The sequence below is a fragment of the Dryocola clanedunensis subsp. sulfonylureivorans genome (assembly GCF_016756775.1).
Lineage (GTDB): Bacteria > Pseudomonadota > Gammaproteobacteria > Enterobacterales > Enterobacteriaceae > Dryocola > Dryocola clanedunensis.
This window is the reverse complement of record NZ_JAERMU010000040.1, coordinates 1-25,454: the sequence shown is the minus strand read 5'-3', so window position 1 is coordinate 25,454 and position 25,454 is coordinate 1. Positions and strand designations below refer to the sequence as shown.

Here is a 25,454-nt window from a genome sequence, read left to right as displayed (position 1 = left end):
AGGCGAAATGGCTGGTTTTACCGGAGAGAAGAGAGCGAAGTTACCCCAGAGAACTGAGGGTAAAAAGCAGAAAATACGCAGACAAAAAAACTGCTGGTCACCTTAAGTGACCAGCATTATCCCATCGGGAGGTTTTTTTTATTCGACTGTCGCGCCGCCGTTGATGCGGAAGACGATGTTCACCGTCAGCCCCTGCCCCGGCTTGCCGCTTTCGTAGCGCCATTTCTTCATCGCCTGCTTCACTTCCCGCTCAAACATATTGGATGGTTTCGCCGACAGGATAGAGATATTGCTGATACTGCCGCTGGCGTCCACGTCAAACTTCACCCGCACATTGCCTTCAATTCGCAATGCAAGCGCGCGACGAGGGTAGGCCGGCTGGTTACGGCTCAGCAAACGCGGTCCGGTCGCCACTGGCGCAGAGTTGGTGGATGGCGCTGGTTTCGCCGCTGGTGTCGGACGAACAGGTGCAGCATTCTGCACAGGGGCTGAACGCGGCTCAACAGGCTTCACTTCACGCTTCGGCTTTTCAACCTTTTTCACCGGTTTAGGTTTCGGCTTAGGTTTAGGCTTTGGCTCGGGCTTATGAATAACCACTGGCGCTTCTTTCGGCGGTTCAGGGATCGGCTCTGGCTCTGGCTCAACGACAGGCTCCGGTGGCGGCTGAACCACTTCCGGCTGTGGCGGCTCAAGGTCTACAGGCGCAACCATAGTGACGCTGATGGGCTGAGCGGGTGCAGGCATCTCAATAACCTGATGTACCGAGGTGTAGAGCAATCCCGCAACGACAGCACCATGCAGCACGACGGAGAGTGCGGTCGGCCACGGGAAGCGACGAGGTAAATCAAGGGTCATTGACGTCATAATATCTTCGATGTCTTAAACAGACGGTAATTTTAAATGCAAATAGCAATCATATTCAATAACGCATTGTCCTGAGCGCCATTTTTTCTGGCCGATCGCGGCAAATTCGTGCATCTGTGTCAGAGATTTAACATCCTGTTTATGTTTCAATTGCAGTCCGGACGCCAATCACTTACGGTGTTTTACATCCCCAATAATAAGGAGTTCTGCCCGTGCTGTATGTCATCTATGCAGAAGATAATGCCGACTCGCTGGAAAAGCGCCAGGCCGTGCGCCCCGCTCACCTGGCGCGTTTACAACTATTACGTGATGAAGGTCGCTTGCTGACTGCCGGGCCAATGCCCGCCGTTGACAGCAACGATCCGGGGGCCGCTGGTTTCACCGGCTCCACGGTTATTGCAGAATTCAACTCGCTGGAAGCAGCGCAGGCGTGGGCAGAGGCAGATCCCTATATTGCTGCGGGCGTGTACAAACAGGTTGCGGTCAAACCTTATAAGCAGGTGTTCTGAGCAACGAAATCCCTGCAGAATTAGCACCATCGAAAAGGGCGCTTCATATGCTGAAGCGCCCTTTTTTTATATTTTTTCGGGTTGCGGCCTACTGAAACTCGGGATCGGGCTTTTTCGTGATGCGATTACGAACGTCCCGGCGAACCACCTCGATGGCCCACATCCAGAGAATGTGCCCTACCGTTTCTGATAACAGCTCGTCAAAGGGAAGCTGCCAGATAGGGGGGGCCCAGTGAAATACCGGCAGGAAAATGCCGTGGAAGCCTATGGTAACCAGAATGGCAAAGGCTGCGCCCTGCCAGAGCTTAATGGCGGGAAAGACTTCTGCGACAAAGCAGTAAAACATTGCGAATAAAATCGAGAACATGTGGTGCACGCCTGCCACACCCCAGTTAACGATATGCCCGGAGTAGTGATAGATCATTTCATTAACTTTGAATCCCAGATCCTGAAGCATTTCAGCCGGTGGAATGGCGCGATCCGGCGTGCGTGGCGGCATGGGGTTTTCTGTCCCCCACTTAACGAAGCTGGACAGGTTACCGCCGAGAAATCCGGCCCACAGCGCAGCGCCATAGTTTCTGCTGGCCTGGATTGTCGTTCTGAATAGCGATGTCATCATTGTGTATCCCTTGCTGCAAATTTGAGGGCGGGATGTTAATTGCCCATGCCTTTAAATTAGCAGTTGGTACACATTCTTCCAATTCCATTAACGGACTGACAGGCTTCAGAAAGATTTTGGGCACCGCTGACGGTGCCCGCTTCTTTACGCCCACTGATCGTGAATGGCAAACAGCAGCGAGTTGCGCTGTTTATTGACATGGCACTTTCTGATGGCGTGGATGCGCATGTTACGGCGTGACTGACCTTCCAGCCAGCGCGCCTTGCGCCGTTGAGCCTGTCGCTGCATTCGCCAGCGACCGACCTCATTTCTGCTACGCCTCATCTTTACGACTCTTCTTTATTTCAGACGGGCCATTATAGATCCTTCTTCCCGGCAAACCAGCCGTTTTCAGTGTACTTTTAGTGTTAACGGGCAGCCGTTGTGCGTAAACTCGAAAACATACGATTTCAAAAGGATTTTTAGGGTATGACAACCTTCTACACGGTGGTTAGTTGGCTGGTCATTTTAGGCTACTGGTTATTAATTGCCGGGGTTACGTTACGTATTTTAATGAAGCGTCGGGCCGTGCCTTCCGCCATGGCCTGGCTACTCATCATCTATATTCTTCCGCTGGTCGGTATTATCGCCTACCTCTCATTCGGTGAACTCCATCTTGGCAAGCGCCGGGCTGAACGCGCACGCGCCATGTGGCCCTCCACCGCCAAATGGATGACCGACCTTAAAAGCTATAAGCACATCTTTGCCGAAGAAAATAGCGAAGTGGCGACTTCACTGTTTCAACTGTGCGAACGGCGTCAGGGGATTGCGGGCGTTAAGGGGAATCAATTGCAGCTGTTGACCAGCTCAGATGAAACCATGCAGGCCTTAATTCGCGATATCCAGCTCGCACGCCACAATATCGAGATGGTGTTTTATATCTGGCATCCAGGTGGCATGGCGGATCAGGTGGCCGAGTCGCTAATGGCCGCGGCACGCCGTGGTATTCATTGTCGGCTGATGCTCGACTCCGCCGGCAGCGTGACCTTCTTCCGCAGCCCGTGGGCAAATATGATGCGCAACGCGGGCGTTGAAGTGGTCGAGGCGCTAAAAGTTAATCTGATGCGTGTGTTCCTGCGCCGCATGGATTTGCGCCAGCATCGCAAAATGGTGATGATCGATAACTATATCGCCTATACCGGCAGCATGAATCTGGTTGACCCGCGTTTCTTCAAACAGGAAGCGGGCGTCGGACAATGGGTCGATCTTATGGCGCGTATGGAAGGCCCGGTGGCTACAGCTATGGGGATCGTTTACTCATGCGACTGGGAAATCGAAACCGGCAAACGTATTCTTCCACCGCCGCCTGACGTCAATATCATGCCTTTTGAAGAGGCCAGCGGCCATACCATCCATACGATTGCCTCTGGCCCCGGCTTCCCGGAGGATCTTATCCATCAGGCGCTGCTGACGTCGGTATACGCGGCGCGCGAATACCTCATCATGACCACGCCCTACTTCGTCCCCAGCGACGACCTTCTACATGCCATTTGCACTGCCGCCCAGCGGGGTGTTGATGTCAGTATTATCGTACCGCGTCACAATGACTCGCTGCTGGTGGGCTGGGCAAGTCGCGCCTTCTTCACAGAGCTGCTTGCTGCGGGCGTGAAGATTTATCAATTTGAAGGCGGTCTGTTGCACACGAAAAGCGTGCTTGTTGACGGGCAGCTTAGCCTTGTCGGCACGGTAAACCTGGATATGCGCAGCCTGTGGCTCAATTTTGAGATAACTATGGTTATCGATGACGCCGGTTTTGCCAGCGATCTGGCGGCCGTGCAGGACGATTATATTTCCCGTTCACGGCTTGTTGATGCCCAGCTGTGGCTTAAGCGTCCTCTGTGGCAGCGCGTGGTTGAGCGACTGTTTTACTTCTTTAGCCCGTTGCTGTAAAACGTGGCGCATCAGCTCTCGATATGTGGATGTAAAAATGGAAATGGATCTGAATAACCGTCTGACCGAAGACGAAACCCTGGAACAGGCCTACGACATCTTTCTTGAACTGGCGGTAGATAATCTCGATCCGGCAGATGTCATTTTATTCAACCTGCAGTTTGAAGAGCGCGGCGGTGCCGAGCTGTTCGACCCGGCGGAAGACTGGCAGGAACATGTCGATTTCGATCTCAACCCCGACTTCTTTGCTGAGGTCGTGATTGGTCTTGCAGACACCGACGGCGGCGAGCTAAATGATATTTTCGCGCGCGTTTTACTGTGCCGCGAAAAAGACCATAAGCTCTGCCACATCCTCTGGCGCGAGTAACCGCTTTTATCTGCGGACAGCAAAAACGCTATCCGCCGCTTTCCAGAAAGGGTGGATGACGTTATCCACCCACGCTACTACGATTTTGGCAGCATACTGCCGCATGTCAGACAGTAACGCGCTTCCGCATCGTGATTACCCCGGTGACATTTTGGACATTCGCGCGCCTTGCGCTGCTTCTGAAATTCTGTCGTCATATGGGCGGTAATGATCCCCGTTGGAATAGCAATGACCGAGTAGCCAATCAGAATCAAGATTGAAGCAACCATTCTCCCTGCCCCGGTATGCGGCGTAATGTCTCCGTAGCCAACCGTCGTTACCGTCACGACAGCCCAGTAAACCGACGTTCCTAACGTCGTAAATCCATTGGGCGGCCCTTCAATGCCGTACATCAGGCCTCCAGCCACAATCATGACAATCGAAATAAAGGCATAAAACAGAATTAGCTGGTGCCGCGCGTTGAAAATGGACTGCCATAGAGAGTGCAGGGCTGGCATATAGCGTAAGAGTTTAAGGATACGAAACACGCGTACCGCGCGCATTGTGCGCCAGGCATATTCGTAATTAACACCGATCTCGGGCCACAGTAGCAAAACATAGAGCGGCAGAATCGTCGCCAGATCGATAATGCCCCAGAAGCTGAACACGTATTTCGCAGGATTGGGCCAGGAAAATACCCTCAGCAAATATTCCACCGTGAAAATCACCGTGAACCCAATCTCCAGGAAAACAAAAGAGTGCCACTGCTCGTAGGTCAGATGATATTGCGTCCCCAGCCCTGATTCGACAAATACGGCAACCACGCTGAGGAATGCCAGACCGCCGCAGAGTACCTCAAAACGGCGGCCTGAGCGGGTTCTTTGATCGAAGAGAAGATGGTAAAGCCGCTGGCGGATGGTTCGGATTAGCACGGATTTAATGACCTCGCAAACGAAAAGGGCTGGCATTAAGCCAGCCCCCCAGACAGATGACAAACCTAAAGCGAATGAATTTCGCAAAGATCTCACCGAATAAATAACAAGGAAAATCAATTCATTGATTTTCGCCTGCTGACTACAAAGAAGGAATAACCACGCTTTTTCCTTCTTTGTCAGCAATCTAGGGGCTGGCATCATGCCAGCCCCTCATATTACAGATAAACGCCTCAGTTCTTACAGCCTTAGAATGCGAAGAATATGGTCAAAAATAAATTATTGCCTGCTCAGACCGGAAGAGCTGGCATCTCGCCAGCTCTTCACGATTAAAGCGGATCAACCTTCAGGCACGATACCGCATGTTTGAAACTGCCCTCCAGCACCGGGCGGGTTTTAGCACATTCCGGTCCGGCGATAGGGCAACGGGTGCGGAATACGCAGCCCGACGGAGGATTAATTGGCGACGGCAATTCCCCTTCCAGCAGCTGGATAACTTTGTTTTTTTCCAGATCCGGGTCGGGAACCGGCACTGCCGACATCAGCGCTTTGGTGTAAGGATGCAGCGGGTTATGGTAAACCTCATCGTATGTTCCCAGCTCCACCGCGTGACCCAGATACATCACCAGCACGCGGTCAGAAATGTGTTTTACCACCGCCAGATCGTGGGCGATGAAAATCAACGACAGCCCCATCTCGCGCTGGAGTTTCTGCAACAGGTTGACCACCTGAGCCTGAATCGACACGTCCAGCGCCGAAACAGGTTCGTCGCAGATAATCAGTTTTGGCTCAAGGATGAGGGCGCGGGCAATACCGATACGCTGACACTGACCACCAGAGAACTCATGGGGATAGCGGTTGACCAGATTTGGGAGCAGGCCAACCTTCATCATCATCGCTTTCACGCGGTCACGCACTTCCTGACGCGGCATCTTCGGATGATATGTCCGCAGCGGCTCAGCAATGATATCCCCGATGTTCATACGCGGGTTCAGCGAGGCCAGCGGATCCTGGAAAATCATCTGGATGTCACTGCGCACGTCGCGCCATTCATCCGGGCTCATCCCCAGCAGATCTTTCCCCAGCCAGGCTACGCGACCATCCGTCGCTTTAACCAGGCCAATAATGGCGCGGGCAAAAGTTGATTTGCCGCAGCCTGACTCGCCAACCACGCCCAACGTCTCCCCTTCATACAGGCGCAGTGTTACGCCATCTACGGCTTTCAGGGTTTTCGAGGGCTGCCAGAACCATTGTTTGCCATCTTTAATGTCGAAATGGACTTTGAGATCGGCAATCTCCAGCAGGACTTTTCTCTCTTCTGTCACGGCATTCATACCAGCTCCTCCACCGGCTTAAAGCAGGCGCGCAGGCGACCTTCACCAAACTGCTCCAGAGGCGGAGCGGTATTACAGATTTCCATCGCATGTGGACAGCGCGGCTGGAACGGGCAGCCTTTCGGCAAACGCAGCAGGTTCGGTGGGTTGCCTGGAATGGTCAGCAGCGACTCCCCTTCTGCATCCAGACGCGGCACCGCATTCAGCAAACCGATGGAATAAGGATGAACCGGCTCGTAGAAGACATCGCGCGCTTTACCGTACTCCATCGTACGACCGGCGTACATCACCAGCACCTTGTCACAGATGCCTGCCACAACGCCCAGATCGTGGGTAATCATGATGATCGCAGTGTTGAATTCGCGTTTCAGGTCGTTAAGCAATGTCATGATCTGCGCCTGAACGGTGACATCCAGCGCGGTCGTCGGTTCATCGGCAATCAGCAATTTTGGCCGGCACAGCAGCGCCATGGCAATCATCACGCGCTGGCGCATCCCCCCTGAGAACTCATGCGGATACATGCGCATGCGCTTACGCGCTTCCGGCATTTTTACCGCGTCCAGCATGCGCACGGACTCTTCAAATGCGTCGGCCTTGCCCATGTTTTTATGCAGCATCAGGACTTCCATCAGCTGTTCTCCCACCCGCATATAAGGGTTCAGGGAGGTCATGGGATCCTGGAAAATCATCGAAATCTGTTCTGCACGCAGGTGGTTGAGCTGATTCTCCGGCAGGTTGAGGATTTCACTGCCGTTGAATTTTGCAGAACCGCCAATGCGTCCATTTGCGGCCAGCAGCCCCATCAGCGCAAATGCCGTCTGGGATTTTCCCGAGCCTGATTCACCCACGATGCCGAGGGTTTCACCGGCACTCAGGCTGAAGTTCAGATCGTTTACCGCAGTGACATCACCATCAGGCGTGCTGAAAGTGACGCGCAGATCTTTCACGTCGAGTAACGCGGATGTCTGGTTCAGTGGAGTGACCACCGCTGGATTTTCAATTGTGCTCATCGCGGCACTCCTTAACGATCTTTCGGGTCGAGGGCATCACGCAGGCCATCGCCGATAAAGTTGAAACAAAAGAGAGTGACGACCAGAAAGCCTGCCGGGAACATCAGCAGCCATGGAGAAACTTCCATGGAGTTGGCCCCGTCACTCAGCAGTGCGCCCCAGCTGCTCAGCGGTTCTTGCGTACCCAAACCCAGGAAGCTCAGGAAGGATTCGAAGAGGATCATGCTAGGCACCAGCAACGAGGCGTAAACCACCACCACGCCCAGTACGTTTGGCACAATATGGCGAACCACGATATTTGCCGTGGAAACCCCACCGACCTGAGCGGCTTCGATGAACTCTTTACGTTTCAGGCTCAGCGTCTGGCCACGCACAATACGCGCCATGTCCAGCCACGAAACCATCCCGATAGCAACGAAGATCAGAAAAATATTCTGCCCGAAGAAGGTCACCAGCAAAATAACAAAGAACATGAACGGAAAGGAGTTAAGGATTTCCAGCAGGCGCATCATCACCGAGTCGGTTTTGCCGCCCAGATAGCCCGCCAGCGAACCATATAAAGTCCCGACGACGACCGCAACAAGCGCCGCTGCGACACCCACCATCAGCGATATCCGCCCACCGATAGCCACGCGAACAAGCAGATCGCGACCGGAAGAATCCGTACCGAAATAATGGGCAGACTCCATATCTGGGGCCGCAGACATCATGCCCCAGTCGGTATCGAAATAGGAGAATTGCGACAGCATAGGTGCAAAAGTAACGAAGAGCGCAATCAGTACCAGCACAATCAGACTGGCAACCGCAGCGCGGTTATGCATAAAGCGACGGCGTGCATCCTGCCACAGGCTGCGACCTTCGACTTCCAGCTGCTCGCTGAAGTTTTCCAGCGCCTCGCTGTTTTTCTTACTCAACATCATGGCGAACTCCAGCGTTAGTAACGGATTTTCGGATCGATAACGGCATACAGCACATCAACAATCGCATTGAAGAGAATAGTCAGCGTGCCGACCAGGATGGTCAGACTAAGAACCAGTGAATAATCACGGTTCAGCGCTCCGTTGACGAACAGCTGGCCAATACCCGGCAGGCCATAGATAGTTTCGATAACCATGGAGCCGGTGATGATGCCAACAAAGGCCGGACCAAGATAGGAGAGAACGGGCAACAATGCGGGTTTCAGCGCATGGCGAATGATAATGCGGCGCATCGGTAAACCCTTAGCGCGAGCGGTGCGGATGAAGTTAGAGTGCAGCACTTCAATCATTGAACCACGAGTGATACGCGCGATGCTGGCGATATAAGCCAGGGACAGCGCCACCATTGGCAGAATCATGTACTGCACCGCGCCACCGTTCCACCCTCCTCCAGGTAACCATCTGAGGGTGATGGAGAATATCAATACCAATAGCGGAGCGACCACGAAACTGGGAATCACGACCCCCGTCATGGCTATCCCCATCACGGTGTAATCCCATTTGGTATTTTGATTCAGTGCGGCGATCACCCCGGCCAGCACGCCCAACACAACGGCGAAAATAAACGCAGCGGCACCTAATTTAGCCGAGACAGGGAAGCTCGCGGCCACCAGATCGTTAACAGAATAATCTTTATATTTGAATGACGGCCCAAAATCACCGTGCGCCAGCTGTTTCAGGTAGCTGAAATACTGGGTGGTGATGGGATCGTTTAAATGATATTTCGCTTCAATGTTCGCCATGACTTCAGGCGGCAGCGCGCGTTCACTGGTAAAAGGACTACCCGGCGCAAGACGCATCATAAAGAAGGAGATCGTGATAAGAATAAAGAGTGTCGGAATTGCTTCCAGACAACGACGTAGAATAAATTTCAACATTGCCCGTACCTTCTGGCCAGTGCCTTGAGAGTGCGATGAAATAAGACACGATGGAGCAAGGCCTCAGGCCCTGCTCCACGAATTGCCATTAATGTTTGATGATATACATATCTTTTACGTAGATATTATCCAGCGGGTCTTTGCCGGTATAACCGCCAACCCATGGTTTCACCAGACGGGCATTCACGTAGTAATACACCGGAACGATGGCAGAGTCTTTACCCAGCTGCTGCTCAGCTTTTTCGTAAGCCGCAACACGCTCGGCATCGCTGGTTGCTTTCACAGATTCAGCCATGATCGCATCGAACGCCGGGCTCTTATAATGCGCGGTGTTCATGGAGCTGTCGGACAACATGGTGTTCAGGAACGAGGTTGGTTCGTTGTAGTCCGCACACCAGCCGGCACGCGCCACATCGTAGTTACCCTGGTGACGAGTATCCAGGAAGGTTTTCCACTCCTGATTCACCAGCTTGACGTTCACGCCCAGATTTTTCTTCCAGATAGAAGCCGCAGCGATAGCCAGTTTCTTATGCAGATCGGAGGTGTTGTACAGCAGGTTGAAGGTCAGCGGCTTGTCTTTGGTGTAACCCGCTTCAGCCAGCAGTTTCTTAGCTTCTTCGTTACGTTTTTCCTGGGTCCAGGTGAACCATTCAGGTTTAGTCAACTTAACACCGTCGGTATAAGGCGGCGTGTAGCCGTATGCCGGCAGATCGCCCTGCGCCTTCACTTTATTGACGATGATGTCGCGATCCAGGCCCAGTTTCAGGGCGGTACGTACGCGCGCATCGGTGAACGGGGCTTTCTGGTTGTTGATTTCGTAGTAATAAGTACACAGGTAAGGGTCAACGCGGACTTCGGACGGGATCTCTTTTTTCAGTTTCTGGAACAACTCGATTGGCAGGTTGTTATAGGTCATGTCGATTTCACCGCTGCGATAGCGGTTAACGTCGGTCACTTCAGAAGAGATAGGCAGATAGGTCACCTGATTAATAACGGTTTTTTTGTTATCCCAGTACTCAGGGTTACGTTCCATAACGATGCGTTCGTTAACTACCCAGTTTTTGAGCTTATATGCGCCGTTGCTGACGATATTCGCGGGCTGAGTCCACTTTTCGCCAAATTTATCAATGGCAGCTTTGTTTACCGGAGAAAGTGATGGGTGAACAAGTAATTTATAGAAATAAGGTACAGGCTCGCTCAGAGTGACTTCCAGCGTATGGTCATCGATAGCTTTTACGCCCAGTTCACTTGGTTTTTTCTTACCGTCGATGATGTCATCAACGTTAACGATATGACCGTACTGCGGATAGCTCGCGTAAGGCGAGGCGGTGTTTGGATCCACCAGACGCTGCCAGCTATAAACGAAATCTTGTGCGGTAACAGGTTCGCCGTTAGACCACTTAGCATCTTTGCGCAGGTGGAAAGTCCAGACTTTGAAATCTTTATTATCCCACGACTCAGCCACGCCCGGAATTGGGTGGCCATCTTTTGGGGAGGTAATCAGCAGGCCTTCGAACAGGTCGCGGCTGACGTTTGACTCTGGCACACCTTCAATTTTGTGCGGGTCCAGGGATTGCGGCTCGGCGCCGTTGTTGCGGACAAGCGTCTGCTTTTCTGCCAGTTGCACACCTGCCGGGACTTCTGCGGCCCAGGCTGCGTTGCCCGCGATCAGTGCGGTTAAAATGCTTGCTGCTACCAGACTTTTTTTTGTGATGATGGACATTGTGTTGTTACTCCACTCATTATAATTACCGGCCCTGGGGCCAGCCTCTTCCCCTTGGGGTCCCCTACCGCGCGGAGCGTTAAGCGTGTGTAAGGGATTACTGCTATTTACTGCGCTATCACCGACTTTTTTATTGAGATGCTCTTGCTGGCATCCTGGTCCGTCGATTCTTACCAACCTACCCTGATCGAAGGTTGGTACTGAGGTGCACGGGTTTAATAAACATGCGCACACTGAAATCAAAGTTCATCTGTAAATGGAACGTTTTATAGCGAATTGTTTTGCCCGGAAAGTATCAAAAGCCCCCAGGTCCCGCCAATACAATTTGCAAATTTGTTAACCATTTCTCTTTTATCAACTGGGGCGTGGATTTCAGAAGGGGATAATGTGAGAGAGTTCATTACACTTACACTTTGTAAATCAATGAATTACTAGCATGCAGAACGTTTATGAGCCGACAACATTCCACCACCACATCACAACCAACAAAACCTTAACAATTGATTATTTTTAGCACATTCCTCTACGGGAAGGCAGGAATTACTAATATCATCTCAATAAGTGCGCATCAAGCATGATTGTATGGTGTGAATTAAATAACAAATCGATTGAAGGATTTCCGTACAAATTAATCCCGACAGCCCGGCGGAGTCAGGATTTTCAAAGCATTTTCTTATGGATGCAATTCAAAGAGGTGAATTTACTATTTTTAAAAAATGAGATGTTGATGCGCTTTTGACATAAAAAAAGCAGAACCGATATTCTGCTTTTTCATATGAAAGTTTCAGAAGGACTAACTTAGCAAACCCGGGAAAATCGCTTTCAGGCCGGTCACAATAAATTCGATGCCCAACGCCATCAATAACAGGCCCATAATACGGGTGATAACGTTGATGCCGGTCTGCCCCAGCAGGCGTACCAACCAGGGGGCGATACGAAAGACCATCCAACAACAAAGCGCAAAGAGCGCGATGGCAAGCGAGAAACCTATCAGATGTCCCCAGCTGTGATACTTCGTTCCCCAGACTATTGTTGAACTGATTGCGCCAGGACCCGCCATCAGCGGCAGCGCCAAAGGCACTACCCCTACGCTTTCACGAATAGCGCTTTCTGACTTTTCCTGTTTGTTCTGTTTATCTTCTCCGAGCTTCCCGCTGATCATCGACATCGCGATGGTGACCACCAGAATTCCCCCGGCGATACGGAACGAATCTATGGAAATACCAAAAGCCTGCAGAATGCCGTCGCCCAGGAAAAGTGAAGTCCACAAGATAATCGCGACGGACAGGTTAGCCGTGAGATTAGTTTTGTTTCTGGCGACCGCTGTCTGATAGCTGGTCATACTAATGAATACGGGAATGATCCCCACCGGGTTAACCAGTGCGAACAGCCCAATAAAGAACTTAAAATAGGTCGGCAAGTCGAACAAAGATTGGGCCACGCGAAAACTCCGCAAGTGAGGCAAATGAACATAGCGAACGCACGCGTAATGTAATGGAAAAGTACTGCTGGCGCTACGCCCTTTCACAGCATAGATCGCTGGTTAAGTCAGTTTGTGCGATATTAATCGATAATGTTACCCACATGTTGAAAATATGGTAGTTTGTTTTGTCCTCGCTGTGACTAAAATTTTAATGATTTTTCAGACACATGAATATGGGATGCTGAAAGGAGTCAGCCTTGGCTTTATGTGACGCAGATCACAAAAAACCTACTCAGAAGTGAGTACTCTTGGCTACACCTGAAGAGCAAGACATTCATCACACGAATGGATTGCCAGGAAAGGCTCTTTTAGTAAATCAGCGAGACATTATTGGAAGTTTTTGAGTAGTCATGTCCCGTCTTTTACGCAAGCCGTTGCCCCGCTGACTATACTGTCGAATCGGGCAGCTGATTTACTAAAAGAGTTTAACATTATCAGGAGAGCATTATGGCTGTAACTAATGTCGCTGAACTTAACGCACTAGTAGAGCGCGTCAAGAAAGCCCAGCGTGAATATGCCAACTTTACTCAAGAGCAAGTTGATAAAATCTTCCGTGCTGCCGCTCTGGCTGCCGCTGATGCTCGAATCCCCCTCGCGAAACTGGCCGTTGCCGAATCTGGCATGGGTATCGTTGAAGATAAAGTGATCAAAAACCACTTTGCTTCAGAGTATATCTACAACGCCTATAAAGATGAGAAAACCTGTGGTGTGCTGGACGAAGACCAGACCTTCGGGACTATCACTATCGCTGAACCAATCGGCATCATCTGCGGTATCGTTCCAACCACTAACCCAACGTCAACGGCGATCTTTAAGTCTCTGATCAGCCTGAAGACTCGTAACGCAATCATCTTCTCTCCGCACCCTCGTGCGAAAGACGCAACCAATAAAGCAGCAGATATCGTGCTGCAGGCAGCCATCGCTGCAGGTGCGCCAAAAGATCTGATTGGTTGGATTGACCAGCCTTCCGTAGAACTGTCTAACGCCCTGATGCACCACCCGGATATCAATATGATTCTGGCAACCGGTGGTCCAGGTATGGTTAAAGCGGCATACAGCTCCGGTAAACCAGCAATCGGCGTAGGTGCAGGTAACACCCCTGTTGTGGTTGATGAAACTGCCGACATCAAACGTGTTGTTGCTTCTATCCTGATGTCTAAAACCTTCGACAACGGCGTTATCTGTGCTTCTGAACAGTCCGTCATCGTTGTTGATTCTGCCTATGACGCAGTGCGTGAACGTTTCGCAAGCCATGGCGGCTACATGCTGCAGGGTAAAGAGCTGAAAGCCGTTCAGGATATCATCCTGAAAAACGGTGCCCTGAATGCGGCAATCGTCGGTCAGCCAGCAACCAAAATTGCTGAACTGGCAGGCTTCACCGTACCGGCAAACACCAAAATTCTTATCGGCGAAGTCAGCGTTGTTGACGAGTCTGAGCCGTTTGCTCACGAAAAACTGTCTCCTACTCTGGCAATGTACCGCGCTAAGAGCTTCGAAGATGCTGTTGTTAAAGCTGAAAAACTGGTTGAGATGGGCGGTATCGGTCATACCTCTTGCCTGTACACCGACCAGGACAACCAGCCAGAACGCGTTAAGCACTTCGGCGACAAAATGAAGACTGCGCGTATCCTGATCAACACCCCTGCTTCACAGGGTGGTATCGGTGACCTGTACAACTTCAAACTCGCACCTTCCCTGACTCTGGGTTGTGGTTCATGGGGTGGTAACTCCATCTCTGAGAACGTTGGTCCTAAGCACCTGATCAACAAGAAAACCGTTGCTAAGCGAGCTGAGAACATGTTGTGGCATAAACTTCCGAAATCTATCTACTTCCGCCGTGGCTCCCTGCCAATCGCGCTGGACGAAGTGATTACTGATGGTCACAAACGTGCGATGATCGTTACCGACCGTTTCCTGTTCAACAACGGCTATGCAGACCAGATCACTTCCGTGCTGAAAGCCGCTGGCGTTGAAACCGAAGTCTTCTTCGAAGTAGAAGCAGATCCAACCCTGACCGTTGTTCGCAAAGGTGCAGAGCTGGCTAACTCCTTCAAACCAGACGTGATTATTGCGCTGGGCGGCGGCTCCCCAATGGATGCGGCCAAAATCATGTGGGTCATGTACGAACATCCGGAAACTCACTTCGAAGAACTGGCACTGCGCTTCATGGACATCCGTAAGCGTATCTACAAGTTCCCGAAAATGGGCGTGAAAGCGAAAATGATCGCGGTCACCACCACTTCCGGTACCGGTTCAGAAGTGACACCGTTTGCGGTTGTTACTGACGATGCTACCGGTCAGAAATACCCGCTGGCTGACTACGCGCTGACCCCGGATATGGCTATCGTTGATGCCAACCTGGTGATGGATATGCCTAAGTCCCTGTGTGCATTTGGTGGTCTGGATGCCGTGACCCACGCACTGGAAGCTTACGTTTCCGTCCTGGCGAGCGAATTCTCTGACGGTCAGGCACTGCAGGCGTTGAAACTGCTGAAAGACAACCTGCCAGCATCTTACAACGAAGGCTCTAAAAACCCAGTTGCTCGTGAGCGTGTACACAACGCTGCGACCATCGCGGGCATCGCGTTTGCGAACGCCTTCCTGGGCGTGTGTCACTCAATGGCGCACAAGCTGGGTTCCCAGTTCCACATTCCTCACGGTCTGGCGAACGCCCTGCTGATCTCCAACGTTATCCGCTATAACGCGAATGACAACCCAACCAAGCAGACTGCATTCAGCCAGTACGACCGCCCTCAGGCACGTCGTCGTTACGCTGAAATCGCAGACCACCTGGGTCTGAGCGCGCCGGGCGACCGTACCGCTGCTAAGATCGAGAAGCTGCTGGCATGGCTGGACAGCATCAAGGCTGAGCTGGGTATTCCTAAGTCCATTCGTGAAGCGGGCGTTCAGGAAGCTGACTTCCTGGCACACGTTGATAAGCTGTCTGAAGATGCGTTCGATGACCAGTGTACCGGTGCTAACCCACGTTACCCTCTGATCGCCGAACTGAAGCAGATTCTGATGGATACCTACTACGGTCGTGAATACGTAGAAGGCGTAGTGACTAACGAAGCCGCTCCAGCAGTGAAAGCTGACAAGAAAGCCAAGAAAACGGCTTAATTGTTAACAGCTAAATAAAAACCCGCTTCGGCGGGTTTTTTTATGTCTCATGTTTTATCGCTTCTGTAATGCATTCTGAGGAGTTCGGGAAGCAAGCAAGGCGTTACCTCCCTCAGGACAGTTATGCGCCCTGAATGCCTTTCAGAGAGCCTTTATCCAGCGCCTCTTTGTAATGTTTTCGACAAACGGAGACATAGCGTTCATTACCGCCAATAACGACCTGCTCCCCCTGATTGAATGGGCGCCCTTCGCTATCCAGACGCAAAACCATGCTGGCCTTACGGCCACAAAAGCAGATCGTTTTCAGCTCGACCAGCTTATCTGACCAGGCGAGCAAATACTGGCTGCCGCTAAACAGCTCGCCGCGGAAATCTGTGCGCAGCCCGTAACACAGCACGGGAATATCCAGATCGTCCACGACATTGGATAACGCATGCACCTGTTCACGCGTCAGGAACTGACTTTCATCAACTAATACACAATGCACCGCCTCGCGTTGATGTTCATCGCGGATATCGTGATACAAAGAGGTGGCAGGATTAAAAAGCTTAGCGGGTGAAGATAATCCAATCCGCGAGCTGACCTTGCCAGAGCCAAATCGATTATCAATTTCTGCTGTATACACCAGCGCCCGCATTCCCCTTTCCTGGTAATTGTAAGAGGACTGCAGCAAAGCCGTGGATTTACCGGCATTCATCGCCGAGTAGTAGAAATAGAGTTGCGCCATTAGCGGTTAACCTGAGTCAAAGTGTAAATATTGTTAACGGGCATTATACCATAAGCTTTTGCACAGAATCTTCCGTGGATTCCGCAGCCTTTGAGGATGTTTACCCTGCGATATATTAGGAATTTCTAATAGTTACCACATCATATAACCGCTTCACACATCATGAAACCAAAGCTAAGCGTCAGAGTTTTCTGTGATGTTATTGCATTAGCAAAATTAACATTTCGTGTGTTTAATATAAATTTGTGAAGATTAAGCTTCTATTCACACAATAATAGTAAAGGTGGATATTTAGACATCACCCCGTGAAACTTGAGGTTTTGCTAAGCTCAACACCCCCTGTAACTCCCAGGGTTGTTGTAGAAAAAGTGAGTTCTTGCCGCATTTTTTGCCCCACCCTACTTCAGGAATTTAAGAGACCTGGCTTTAATAAAAGCATAAATAACACGAAATTTTGAATTCCTTACATTCATCCCTATTGCAGAACTTAATTTAAGGCTCTATTATTACCAGAACAAGCCAACCCAATATAAGTTTGAGATTACTAAAATGAGCGAAGCACTTAAAATTCTGAACAACATCCGTACTCTTCGTGCACAGGCAAGAGAATGTACTCTTGAGACTCTGGAAGAAATGCTGGAAAAATTAGAAGTTGTTGTTAACGAGCGCCGTGAAGAAGAAAATGCACAGGCCGCTGAAATTGAAGAGCGTACTCGTAAACTTCAGCAATACCGTGAAATGCTGATTGCTGACGGTATTGATCCTAACGAATTGCTGAACAGCATGGCTGCAGTTAAATCTGCAGGTAAAGCTAAGCGTGCTGCACGTCCGGCTAAATACCAATACATCGATGAGAACGGCGAATCCAAGACATGGACTGGTCAAGGCCGTACTCCTGCTGTAATTAAGAAAGCAATGGAAGAGCAAGGCAAAAAACTGGAAGACTTCCTGATCGCCTAATCTTACACTTTAAGTGTTCTGCTTATTAAATCCCGCTTCGGCGGGATTTTTTTATGTCCGCGATAAAAAAGGGAAGCAAGCTTCCCCACGACGGAACGACTGAGAAAAATCAGGCTGTTTTATAGAAGGTTTTGTACCAGTCCACAAAGTTTGCAACCCCCTCAGCGACCGAGGTTTGCGGCTTAAAGCCAATGGCATCATATAGCGCGCTGGTATCGGCACTGGTCTCCAGTACATCACCGGGCTGCATTGGCAGCATATTCTTGCTCGCCACCTTGCCCAACGCCGTCTCAAGAGCAGTAATATACTCCATCAGCGTCACCGGCTGGCTATTACCAATATTGTAGACACGATATGGCGCAGAACTCGTGGCAGGCGTCCCCTGCTCTACAGTCCATGCCGAATCAGACTGTGGAATGACATCCTGCAATCGCACAATAGCTTCGGCAATATCATCGATATAAGTAAAATCACGCCGCATTTGCCCATGATTGTACACATCAATGCTATTACCCTTAACAATTGCGCGGGTGAATTTGAATAATGCCATATCCGGGCGGCCCCACGGTCCGTAAACCGTGAAAAAGCGTAACCCTGTTGTTGGTAAGCCATATAAATGCGAGTAGGTATGCGACATCAACTCATTGGCTTTTTTGGTCGCTGCATATAAAGAAACAGGATGGTCTACCGAATCATCGGTCGAGAAGGGTAGTTTGCGATTCAGACCATAAACTGAGCTGGAGGACGCATAAAGTAGATGACCAACTTTATTATGCCTGCAGCCTTCCAGCACGTTCAAATGACCAATAAGGTTAGAATCGGCATAGGCATGTGGATTATCGATTGAATAACGAACGCCCGCCTGGGCGGCAAGATGAATAACGCGATCAAATTTCTGCGCGGAAAATAGCTGCTCCATAGCACTACGGTCAGCGAGATCCATTTTTTCAAACTGAAACTGGGTGTGAGGCTTGAGTAAATCGAGACGGGCGAGCTTGAGGTTGACGTCATAATAGTCATTCAGGTTATCGATACCGATAACCTGGTGACCGGCAGCAAGCAGTCGCTCGCTTACATGATATCCAATAAAGCCTGCTGCGCCGGTAACCAGAAATTTCATACTAACCTCTTTGACTACGCAATATTGAGGGACGCTCCACGGCCAATCGCATAATAAACAAAGCCACGTTTGCTGAGTCTATCCGGATCATAGAGATTACGACCGTCAAAGATCACCGCTTGCTTAAGGGATTTCTTCATGACATCGAAATCCGGTGCGCGGAAGCTTTGCCATTCCGTACAGATAACCAGAGCGTCAGCGCGCTGCAGTGCTGCCTCTTTGGTGCCCATAAGCTTCAGGTCATCACGGTGCCCGTAAATACGCTGGGTTTCATCCATAGCTTCAGGATCATAAGCCTGCACCTGAGCACCACGTTCCCACAGCATTTCCAGCAGAACGCGGCTGGAAGCCTCACGCATATCATCGGTATTTGGCTTAAAGGATAATCCCCACAGTGCAAAGGTTTTACCTTTAAGGTCATCACCAAAGTGGCGCTGAATATATTCAGGAAGCTTAAGCTTCTGAGCATGATTGACCTGTTCTACTGCCTGCAGCAGACGAGGCTGATAACCAATATTTTCAGCGGTACGAATCAGTGCCTGAACATCTTTCGGGAAACAGGAACCGCCATAACCACAGCCAGGGTAGATAAAGTGATAGCCAATACGCGGGTCAGAACCTATGCCCTGACGCACTTTCTCGACATCGGCACCCAGAAGTTCAGCCAGGTTTGCGATCTCGTTCATAAAGCTGATCTTTGTCGCCAGCATGCAGTTGGCGGCATACTTGGTTAGCTCAGCACTGCGGATATCCATCAGAATCATGCGGTCGTGATTACGGTTGAACGGCTCATAAAGCTCGCGCAGTAAATCGACCACATCTTCGTTATTGGTACCAATGACGATACGTTCGGGACGCATACAGTCAGAAACCGCGGCGCCTTCTTTCAGGAACTCAGGGTTAGAGACCACATCGAACGTCAAATCAACGCCACGCTCTTGCAGCGTTTGTGCCATCACGCTGCTGACTTTATCAGCCGTGCCCACCGGCACGGTGGATTTATCCAGCACAACTTTATGAGAAGTCATATGCTGCGCAATAGTGCGAGCAACGGCAGTCACGTATTTCAGATCCGCAGAGCCGTCTTCGTCTGGCGGTGTACCTACAGCAATAAACTGCATTTCACCGTGGTGAACACCCATCTCAGCGTCAGTACTGAATTGCAGACGGCCTTCTTCATAGTTCTTCTTAACCAACGGCGTCAGGCCGGGTTCGAAAATAGGAATAATGCCGTTCTTCAGGTTTTCAACTTTCTGTGCATCAACGTCGATACACACGACTTCGTGACCCACTTCCGCCAGCACTGCGGCCTGCACAAGCCCAACATAGCCGATACCAAATACGGTAACTTTCATCTTTCAGTCCTGCATTGAATGGAGTTACTTCTTCGCGCCAACGGTTTCTTCCAGCCAGGCTTTGAAATCTTCACCAAGCGTTTTATGGCGGATGCCATATTCCACAAACGCCTGCATATAACCGAGTTTATTACCGCAGTCATGGCTCACGCCTTTCATGTGGTAGGCTTCTACAGTCTGTTTTTCCATCAGCATGGCAATGGAGTCTGTCAGCTGAATTTCGTCGCCGGCGCCTGGAGGCGTTTTCGCCAGCAGCGGCCAGATATCAGCATTCAGTACGTAACGACCTACAACCGCCAGGTTTGACGGCGCAACGTTAGCTTTCGGCTTCTCTACGATACCGACCATCGGCACGCTGTCGCCTTCTTGTAATTCAACGCCTTTACAGTCAACCACACCGTATGCGGTAACATCTTCTACCGGCTCAACCATAATCTGGCTGTGGCCCGTAGCATCAAATCGTTTAATCATTTCTGCCAGGTTGTCCTGGGAGAGATCGGACTCGAATTCATCGAGAATAACGTCCGGCAGGATGACGGCAACAGGCTCATCGCCCACAACCGGATGAGCACAAAGCACCGCGTGCCCCAGCCCTTTAGCCAGCCCCTGGCGAACCTGCATAATGGTCACGTGCGGAGGACAAATAGCCTGAACCTCTTCGAGCAGCTGGCGCTTAACGCGTTTTTCCAGCATAGCTTCCAGTTCAAAACTGGTATCAAAGTGGTTTTCGATGGAGTTTTTCGATGAGTGGGTCACCAACACAATTTCAGTGATACCCGCAGCGATACATTCATTCACCACGTACTGAATTAATGGTTTGTCTACCAGCGGCAACATTTCTTTAGGAATTGCCTTAGTTGCTGGCAACATACGCGTTCCTAATCCCGCAACAGGGATTACTGCTTTAGTAACTTTAGAATTAAGGGCAGCCATTGAAAAACCTCCTGGACTGTTCAAGTTTCAAACTTGCTCGTCAATTTAAAAACGCGTCGAGTATATCAGCTAAAATTCGGAATCTGCCGCTGAATGCCTCTGGCATGGGTAATTTAAGACTAATACGCATCGCTGTGCCGGGATATTAACACCGGCTCTTCTGGAGATGAAAAGTTAAAAATAATCAATCAGTCAGCTGCTCATTCTGCAGACAACATCAGGCGCAAACGCCCGCCAGCACCCCAGACCTGACACTGCCAGGCATCGCATCGCTGACTAATTTGATTAAGGTAAGTATTTCCTAAAGTGCCTAATGGCACACCATTACTCACCTGTATTTGATGCTCACCTGTATTTAATGTCGCATTAAGTCCGGCGGAAACTAAGATGAGGTTTTTTAATACGCTGTGATAATAACCAACAATGAGCGGAAATTGACCGGTTAGATTAGCCTGGCGCAATAACTGGTTCACCTGCTTGAGTAAATTACCTAATTCCGGTAACCGTTGACGCTGATGAGAAAGCTGCTCTTGTAATAAACCGTTAAAGAGCGCGCGCAGCAGCAAGGCTGCCAGCACGCCGTTATCCCCTGCTCGAGTCACATCCAGACAATAAAATGCCAGATCGTTATCCGAAAGCGGCGCAATATCCAGCACCAGGCCCGGCTGGTCCGCGGCAATCAGTTGACGGTAGTTGACCCGACAGTGGGACATGACCTGCTGAACCGGCGGCTGTAGCTCCTGGAGGAGCTTTGACGCGGCCTGTGGGTCACTCACCAGCGCGTCCCAGTCCTGGAACAATCGCTCCTCTTCTTCCACACGCGAATTGAACATGGCTGGGTAAAGGCAGGCGAAGACGGTCTCACGCAGGCGGTTAAGATCTTTTAATGGTTTAAGCAGCACGTCCTGCACGCCAAGACGCAATGCCTTCGCGATATCGGCCATATTTTCCGTCGCGGAAATCACCAGAATCGGCGTCTGATCGCCTTCATTACGAATGTGCTCAACAAGCTTGAGGCCGTTCATTCTTGGCATCGCAAGATCGCAAATCAGCAAATCCGGCGTGGAAGACGTCATTTTTTCCAGCGCATCAATCCCATCCCAGGCCACAGAAGTTTCTGCTCCGAGCGATGAGAGATAGCTTTCCAGCAGGGAGCGGAAAACAGGCTCATCCTCAACGATGAGGATCTGCTTTCCCATAAGTGGCTGTGTCATGCTCTCTCCTCTGACCGGCAATCAATAAATAGTGGCATGCTTATGCCCGGCGCGCCTGTCAGAATTGCCTGAAGAAACGAAAAAAACCAATACTCAATCATGAGTACGAACCAGTGGCAGCAGCTCATCCATTTTTTTTTCAACGGCCTGAGTCCCGGCGGTAATCGCTTCCGCTGCGCGGTGAAAATCCAGCGTCGAAATTTGTGGGCAGAACGGCTGGATGAGAATATCGGGGGGATCGCCTGCCATGCGGTTGCGCTTGAGTCGATTTTCAAGCACCTGAATGGAGGTGGACATAATCTCCATCGCCGTCGGTGTGCTGTTTGCCCGACGGGATTTCATTTTCCCTAATTGTTCACGCAGACGCCCGCGCCAGGTATCGGATTGTCCCGGTTCTTCCGAAACAGGGCCGCTCATATTGACGGACAACAAATCCTGTTGCATCAGATGCGCATCGTGCTGAAGATCTACGGCGATAACAATATCGGCGCCAAGCGCGCGGGTAAGCGAAACAGGTACGGGGTTAACAACGGCGCCATCAACCAGCCAGTAGCCATTAAATCCTACCGGTGATAACAGCCCGGGCATGCTGCAGGAGGCACGAACAGCCTGGTGCAAATCCCCCTCGGTAAACCAGAGTTCACGGCCGGTACTGAGATTAGTTGCCACAGAACCAAAACGCAGGGTGCAACCTTCGATAGTTTCATCCGGCATAATTTTGCGAATATTATTAAAAACCCTTTCCCCACGCAGCAGACCACCGCGGCGCCAGGACAAATCCATCAGCCGCAGCACGTCCCAGTAGCTGAAGGAACGAACCCAGCGCTCCATTACCGGTAGACGGTTACTCGCATACGCGGCACCCACCAGCGCGCCGACGGAGCAGCCCGCCACAATATCGACCTCAATTCCCGCTCTCTTTAGCGCATTGATGACGCCAATATGCGCCCAACCTTTTGCTGCCCCCGACCCTAACGCCAGGCCGATTTTTACCTGTCTCATTCCGCCTCGGTCACTCTTTTCGGGATTGACATCCCGTGGCGCCTTCGCCACTGCTCGGTTAACATATGCTGCACGGGCGTATATCGCCGTTTATTCTTTTACCAAGGAGTTACTGTGGCGCAACTTTGTCCCTGCGGCAGCGGTCTGGAGTATAGCCTATGTTGTCAGCCTTACGTACGCGGTGTGAGCCTGCCATTAACGCCGTCACAACTTATGCGCTCGCGATATAGCGCCTATGCGATGCAAGACGCGGAATACCTTGTTGCAACCTGGCATCCTGCCGCACGCTATGACACTCTGACAACGGATCTTTCTGCGAGTTTCGCCGCCACGCAGTGGCTGGGGTTAACCGTCTTTGAAGAGGCCAGCGGAAGGGATGAAAACGAAGGTTTTGTCAGTTTTGTTGCCCGATTTAAAGACAAGGAGCGTGAAAGTGCCATTATCGAGCGTTCCCGATTCTTAAAAGAATCCGGGCAATGGTACTATGTCGACGGCACTCGCCCCACGCTGGGGCGTAATGACCCCTGCCCTTGTGGCTCCGGCAAAAAATACAAAAAGTGTTGTGGGCGATAACCTTTCAGGCCGTAACCACACTATTGTTTAGCAAACACCGTTCAACAGGATTTACCAAGCGATGCCAGCACTTCAACGAAAAGTACTTCGTACCATCTGCCCTGACGCAAAAGGGCTTATCGCCAAGATCACCAACATTTGCTACAAGCACGAGCTTAACATCGTGCAGAACAACGAATTTGTCGATCACCGCACCGGCCGCTTCTTCATGCGCACCGAGCTGGAAGGCATTTTCAACGACACAACGCTGCTGGCTGACCTCGACAGCGCTTTACCGGAAGGTTCGGTACGTGAACTTACCCCGGCGGGTCGACGTCGCGTGGTGATTCTGGTGACCAAAGAAGCCCATTGTCTGGGCGACCTGCTGATGAAGGCGACTTATGGCGGTCTGGATGTCGATATTGCTGCAGTTATCGGTAACCACGACACGCTACGCACACTGGTTGAACGTTTTGATATTCCGTTCCAGCTGGTAAGCCACGAAGGGATGACCCGTGAAGAGCATGATACCCAGATGGCGGACGCTATCGCTGCTTACGAGCCAGACTACGTCGTGCTGGCAAAGTATATGCGCGTACTGACACCGCTGTTTGTCTCCCGCTTCCCGAACCAGATTATCAATATTCATCACTCGTTCCTGCCAGCATTTATCGGTGCGCGTCCTTATCATCAGGCGTACGAGCGTGGCGTGAAGATCATCGGTGCCACCGCGCACTACGTGAATGACAACCTGGACGAAGGGCCAATCATCATGCAGGACGTGATCCACGTCGATCACACCTACACCGCAGAAGATATGATGCGCGCAGGTCGCGACGTCGAGAAAAACGTGCTCAGCCGTGCTCTGTATCAGGTTCTGGCCCAGCGGGTATTCGTATACGGTAATCGCACCATCATTCTGTAAAAATCAGGACGAATTGTTTAGCTTTGAGGCGTTACGCATAAAAAAACGGCAAACGATTCATTTTCTTAGCGCGAAAGCTTTACAGGGGCGCTTCATTTGATATGATGCGCCCCGCTTCCAGCCAAGGAAGCAGACCAGTAAATGTAGTACCCCGTGGTGGGGTTCCCGAGCGGCCAAAGGGAGCAGACTGTAAATCTGCCGTCATCGACTTCGAAGGTTCGAATCCTTCCCCCACCACCATTAATTAACTCGCTCTCTTCATCAAACGAGCACATTTCTTCCAGACTCCTCACGGGGAAGGACGAGAAGCTTCGATTAAGGTTCGAGTCGAACGTAGTGAGACAACGTTGCTTCAGCAACGGTCAGCCTTCCCACTCCGTTCGTGAAGCCAACTCAAGATTGGTTTTCAAGCCGACATGTACCATACCCCTGGCGGGGTTCCCGAGCGGCCAAAGGGAGCAGACTGTAAATCTGCCGTCATCGACTTCGAAGGTTCGAATCCTTCCCCCGCCACCATCTAAAAAACACCTCAAACTTTCAAAACTGAACTACTCCTCTATATTCCCGATGGGGAAGGACGAGAAGCTTCGATTAAGGTTCGACTCACGCCAGTGAGAACGCGCGATGCGCGATCATCCTTCCCCCGCCACCATCTTTTAGTACCTTCCCATGTTCCAGTTCGCACTACTTTTCCAGATCCACAAATCTCGGTGGATGACGTTATCGCTTATCCCCCCTACCAATCTGAACCCCAATATTGGCGAATGGCGCTGTCGCTTACCTCCCCTACAAGGATCATAAATCCCTTCGTAGATACTGTTATGCCATGCAAGCATTTCCCGTATGAAGCGTGGCATCGAACGGGCGTCCTGACTTCAGGACGCCGTATGCCACCTGCGCCAGCTTGCGCATCATCGCACCGATTATCAGCTTCGGCGCTTT

The 25,454-nt window shown here is 51.0% G+C and carries 23 protein-coding genes, 2 tRNA genes and 1 pseudogene; 9 read left to right on the top strand and 17 right to left on the bottom strand.

From position 1 onward, the window contains the following. Nucleotides 1-138: 138 nt before the first annotated feature. The gene (gene tonB / locus HYQ67_RS22710) at nt 139-855 is read right to left on the bottom strand and encodes a TonB system transport protein TonB (RefSeq protein ID WP_202308216.1); all 717 of its coding nucleotides are present in this window, start codon (nt 853-855) and stop codon (nt 139-141) included. 221 nt (nt 856-1,076) lie between these two features. Between tonB and HYQ67_RS22705 the strand changes: the two genes are divergently transcribed. Beyond that, a complete protein-coding gene (locus tag HYQ67_RS22705) occupies nt 1,077-1,373 on the top strand; it encodes a YciI family protein (protein ID WP_202308202.1) in 297 nt (98 codons plus the stop codon). Nucleotides 1,374-1,461: 88 nt separating this feature from the next. Here HYQ67_RS22705 and HYQ67_RS22700 read toward each other — a convergent pair whose 3' ends face one another. Both HYQ67_RS22700 and HYQ67_RS22695 read right to left on the bottom strand, forming a co-directional pair. Then, nucleotides 1,462-1,989, bottom strand: a complete 528-nt coding sequence (locus HYQ67_RS22700) for a YagU family protein (RefSeq protein WP_202308206.1) — start codon at nt 1,987-1,989, stop codon at nt 1,462-1,464. A gap of 147 nt (nt 1,990-2,136) precedes the next feature. Further along, nucleotides 2,137-2,316 (bottom strand): YciY family protein, encoded by a 180-nt coding sequence (locus tag HYQ67_RS22695; protein ID WP_202308200.1) that lies wholly within the window; start codon nt 2,314-2,316, stop codon nt 2,137-2,139. A gap of 144 nt (nt 2,317-2,460) precedes the next feature. Here HYQ67_RS22695 and cls point away from each other — a divergent pair, with 144 nt between their 5' ends. Continuing rightward, nucleotides 2,461-3,921 carry a cardiolipin synthase gene (gene cls, locus HYQ67_RS22690; RefSeq protein ID WP_202308197.1) on the top strand — a complete coding sequence of 487 codons (1,461 nt, stop codon included), beginning with the start codon at nt 2,461-2,463 and terminating at the stop codon, nt 3,919-3,921. A 37-nt stretch (nt 3,922-3,958) separates the two neighbouring features. Further along, nucleotides 3,959-4,288 (top strand): HI1450 family dsDNA-mimic protein, encoded by a 330-nt coding sequence (locus tag HYQ67_RS22685; protein WP_034494996.1) that lies wholly within the window; start codon nt 3,959-3,961, stop codon nt 4,286-4,288. Nucleotides 4,289-4,365: 77 nt separating this feature from the next. On the opposite strand, the gene HYQ67_RS22680 is transcribed toward HYQ67_RS22685, so the two are convergent. The 7 genes from HYQ67_RS22680 to HYQ67_RS22650 form a co-directional block, all read right to left on the bottom strand. Next, nucleotides 4,366-5,235 (bottom strand): ion transporter, encoded by an 870-nt coding sequence (locus tag HYQ67_RS22680; protein ID WP_202308204.1) that lies wholly within the window; start codon nt 5,233-5,235, stop codon nt 4,366-4,368. 293 nt (nt 5,236-5,528) lie between these two features. After that, a complete protein-coding gene (gene oppF / locus HYQ67_RS22675; protein ID WP_202308195.1) occupies nt 5,529-6,533 on the bottom strand; it encodes a murein tripeptide/oligopeptide ABC transporter ATP-binding protein OppF in 1,005 nt (334 codons plus the stop codon). Then, the gene (locus HYQ67_RS22670) at nt 6,530-7,543 is read right to left on the bottom strand and encodes an ABC transporter ATP-binding protein (RefSeq protein ID WP_202308185.1); all 1,014 of its coding nucleotides are present in this window, start codon (nt 7,541-7,543) and stop codon (nt 6,530-6,532) included. The genes oppF and HYQ67_RS22670 overlap by 4 nt, the downstream gene beginning before the upstream one ends. A gap of 11 nt (nt 7,544-7,554) precedes the next feature. Next, on the bottom strand, nt 7,555-8,463 hold the full coding sequence (gene oppC / locus HYQ67_RS22665; RefSeq protein ID WP_202308183.1) for an oligopeptide ABC transporter permease OppC: 909 nt from the start codon (nt 8,461-8,463) through the stop codon (nt 7,555-7,557). A 14-nt stretch (nt 8,464-8,477) separates the two neighbouring features. Further along, entirely contained in the window at nt 8,478-9,398 is a 921-nt protein-coding gene (gene oppB, locus HYQ67_RS22660) for an oligopeptide ABC transporter permease OppB (protein ID WP_202308181.1), read from the bottom strand. Between the two features lie 88 nt (nt 9,399-9,486). Further along, the gene (gene oppA, locus HYQ67_RS22655; RefSeq protein ID WP_202308179.1) at nt 9,487-11,121 is read right to left on the bottom strand and encodes an oligopeptide ABC transporter substrate-binding protein OppA; all 1,635 of its coding nucleotides are present in this window, start codon (nt 11,119-11,121) and stop codon (nt 9,487-9,489) included. 793 nt (nt 11,122-11,914) lie between these two features. Further along, nucleotides 11,915-12,562, bottom strand: a complete 648-nt coding sequence (locus HYQ67_RS22650) for a YchE family NAAT transporter (protein WP_202308177.1) — start codon at nt 12,560-12,562, stop codon at nt 11,915-11,917. 489 nt (nt 12,563-13,051) lie between these two features. Here HYQ67_RS22650 and adhE point away from each other — a divergent pair, with 489 nt between their 5' ends. Then, a complete protein-coding gene (adhE, locus tag HYQ67_RS22645; RefSeq protein ID WP_202308175.1) occupies nt 13,052-15,724 on the top strand; it encodes a bifunctional acetaldehyde-CoA/alcohol dehydrogenase in 2,673 nt (890 codons plus the stop codon). A 121-nt stretch (nt 15,725-15,845) separates the two neighbouring features. Here the strand turns inward: adhE and tdk are convergent, their stop codons facing one another. Further along, nucleotides 15,846-16,451, bottom strand: a complete 606-nt coding sequence (gene tdk / locus HYQ67_RS22640; protein ID WP_202308173.1) for a thymidine kinase — start codon at nt 16,449-16,451, stop codon at nt 15,846-15,848. Between the two features lie 549 nt (nt 16,452-17,000). Between tdk and hns the strand changes: the two genes are divergently transcribed. Next, complete coding sequence (hns, locus tag HYQ67_RS22635; RefSeq protein ID WP_202308171.1) at nt 17,001-17,411, top strand: histone-like nucleoid-structuring protein H-NS; 411 nt, start codon at nt 17,001-17,003, stop codon at nt 17,409-17,411. 109 nt (nt 17,412-17,520) lie between these two features. Here hns and HYQ67_RS22630 read toward each other — a convergent pair whose 3' ends face one another. The 5 genes from HYQ67_RS22630 to rssA all read right to left on the bottom strand — a co-directional run bounded on the left by HYQ67_RS22630 (nt 17,521) and on the right by rssA (nt 23,035). Beyond that, the gene (locus HYQ67_RS22630) at nt 17,521-18,531 is read right to left on the bottom strand and encodes an NAD-dependent epimerase (RefSeq protein WP_202308161.1); all 1,011 of its coding nucleotides are present in this window, start codon (nt 18,529-18,531) and stop codon (nt 17,521-17,523) included. Nucleotides 18,532-18,545: 14 nt separating this feature from the next. Beyond that, nucleotides 18,546-19,886, bottom strand: coding sequence for a UDP-glucose dehydrogenase family protein (locus HYQ67_RS22625; RefSeq protein ID WP_202308151.1), 1,341 nt, complete (start codon nt 19,884-19,886; stop codon nt 18,546-18,548). A 24-nt stretch (nt 19,887-19,910) separates the two neighbouring features. Further along, nucleotides 19,911-20,819 carry a UTP--glucose-1-phosphate uridylyltransferase GalU gene (gene galU, locus HYQ67_RS22620; RefSeq protein WP_202308149.1) on the bottom strand — a complete coding sequence of 303 codons (909 nt, stop codon included), beginning with the start codon at nt 20,817-20,819 and terminating at the stop codon, nt 19,911-19,913. A 200-nt stretch (nt 20,820-21,019) separates the two neighbouring features. Next, entirely contained in the window at nt 21,020-22,033 is a 1,014-nt protein-coding gene (rssB, locus tag HYQ67_RS22615) for a two-component system response regulator RssB (protein ID WP_202308140.1), read from the bottom strand. A gap of 93 nt (nt 22,034-22,126) precedes the next feature. After that, nucleotides 22,127-23,035, bottom strand: a complete 909-nt coding sequence (gene rssA / locus HYQ67_RS22610) for a patatin-like phospholipase RssA (protein WP_202308138.1) — start codon at nt 23,033-23,035, stop codon at nt 22,127-22,129. A gap of 114 nt (nt 23,036-23,149) precedes the next feature. Between rssA and HYQ67_RS22605 the strand changes: the two genes are divergently transcribed. From HYQ67_RS22605 to HYQ67_RS22590, 4 genes are all read left to right on the top strand, one after another. Next, nucleotides 23,150-23,608, top strand: coding sequence for a YchJ family protein (locus HYQ67_RS22605; protein WP_202308136.1), 459 nt, complete (start codon nt 23,150-23,152; stop codon nt 23,606-23,608). A gap of 61 nt (nt 23,609-23,669) precedes the next feature. Then, nucleotides 23,670-24,512, top strand: a complete 843-nt coding sequence (purU, locus tag HYQ67_RS22600; RefSeq protein WP_202308134.1) for a formyltetrahydrofolate deformylase — start codon at nt 23,670-23,672, stop codon at nt 24,510-24,512. A gap of 155 nt (nt 24,513-24,667) precedes the next feature. Continuing rightward, nucleotides 24,668-24,752: transfer RNA gene (locus HYQ67_RS22595), tRNA-Tyr, on the top strand. A 191-nt stretch (nt 24,753-24,943) separates the two neighbouring features. Then, nucleotides 24,944-25,028 (top strand) — tRNA-Tyr (locus HYQ67_RS22590). A 303-nt stretch (nt 25,029-25,331) separates the two neighbouring features. Here HYQ67_RS22590 and HYQ67_RS22585 read toward each other — a convergent pair. Beyond that, nucleotides 25,332-25,454: pseudogene (locus HYQ67_RS22585) on the bottom strand (IS110 family transposase); the annotation flags it as partial.

Bases quoted from the DNA above. Each gene is read 5' to 3' on its own strand.
- tonB (WP_202308216.1), bottom strand. From the start codon at position 855: ATGACCCTTGATTTACCTCGTCGCTTCCCGTGGCCGACCGCACTCTCC.
- HYQ67_RS22700 (WP_202308206.1), bottom strand. From the start codon at position 1,989: ATGACATCGCTATTCAGAACGACAATCCAGGCCAGCAGAAACTATGGC.
- HYQ67_RS22695 (WP_202308200.1), bottom strand. From the start codon at position 2,316: ATGAGGCGTAGCAGAAATGAGGTCGGTCGCTGGCGAATGCAGCGACAG.
- cls (WP_202308197.1), top strand. From the start codon at position 2,461: ATGACAACCTTCTACACGGTGGTTAGTTGGCTGGTCATTTTAGGCTAC.
- HYQ67_RS22685 (WP_034494996.1), top strand. From the start codon at position 3,959: ATGGAAATGGATCTGAATAACCGTCTGACCGAAGACGAAACCCTGGAA.
- HYQ67_RS22680 (WP_202308204.1), bottom strand. From the start codon at position 5,235: ATGCCAGCCCTTTTCGTTTGCGAGGTCATTAAATCCGTGCTAATCCGA.
- oppF (WP_202308195.1), bottom strand. From the start codon at position 6,533: ATGAATGCCGTGACAGAAGAGAGAAAAGTCCTGCTGGAGATTGCCGAT.
- HYQ67_RS22670 (WP_202308185.1), bottom strand. From the start codon at position 7,543: ATGAGCACAATTGAAAATCCAGCGGTGGTCACTCCACTGAACCAGACA.
- oppC (WP_202308183.1), bottom strand. From the start codon at position 8,463: ATGATGTTGAGTAAGAAAAACAGCGAGGCGCTGGAAAACTTCAGCGAG.
- oppB (WP_202308181.1), bottom strand. From the start codon at position 9,398: ATGTTGAAATTTATTCTACGTCGTTGTCTGGAAGCAATTCCGACACTC.
- oppA (WP_202308179.1), bottom strand. From the start codon at position 11,121: ATGTCCATCATCACAAAAAAAAGTCTGGTAGCAGCAAGCATTTTAACC.
- adhE (WP_202308175.1), top strand. From the start codon at position 13,052: ATGGCTGTAACTAATGTCGCTGAACTTAACGCACTAGTAGAGCGCGTC.
- tdk (WP_202308173.1), bottom strand. From the start codon at position 16,451: ATGGCGCAACTCTATTTCTACTACTCGGCGATGAATGCCGGTAAATCC.
- hns (WP_202308171.1), top strand. From the start codon at position 17,001: ATGAGCGAAGCACTTAAAATTCTGAACAACATCCGTACTCTTCGTGCA.
- HYQ67_RS22630 (WP_202308161.1), bottom strand. From the start codon at position 18,531: ATGAAATTTCTGGTTACCGGCGCAGCAGGCTTTATTGGATATCATGTA.
- HYQ67_RS22625 (WP_202308151.1), bottom strand. From the start codon at position 19,886: ATGAAAGTTACCGTATTTGGTATCGGCTATGTTGGGCTTGTGCAGGCC.
- galU (WP_202308149.1), bottom strand. From the start codon at position 20,819: ATGGCTGCCCTTAATTCTAAAGTTACTAAAGCAGTAATCCCTGTTGCG.
- rssB (WP_202308140.1), bottom strand. From the start codon at position 22,033: ATGACACAGCCACTTATGGGAAAGCAGATCCTCATCGTTGAGGATGAG.
- rssA (WP_202308138.1), bottom strand. From the start codon at position 23,035: ATGAGACAGGTAAAAATCGGCCTGGCGTTAGGGTCGGGGGCAGCAAAA.
- purU (WP_202308134.1), top strand. From the start codon at position 23,670: ATGCCAGCACTTCAACGAAAAGTACTTCGTACCATCTGCCCTGACGCA.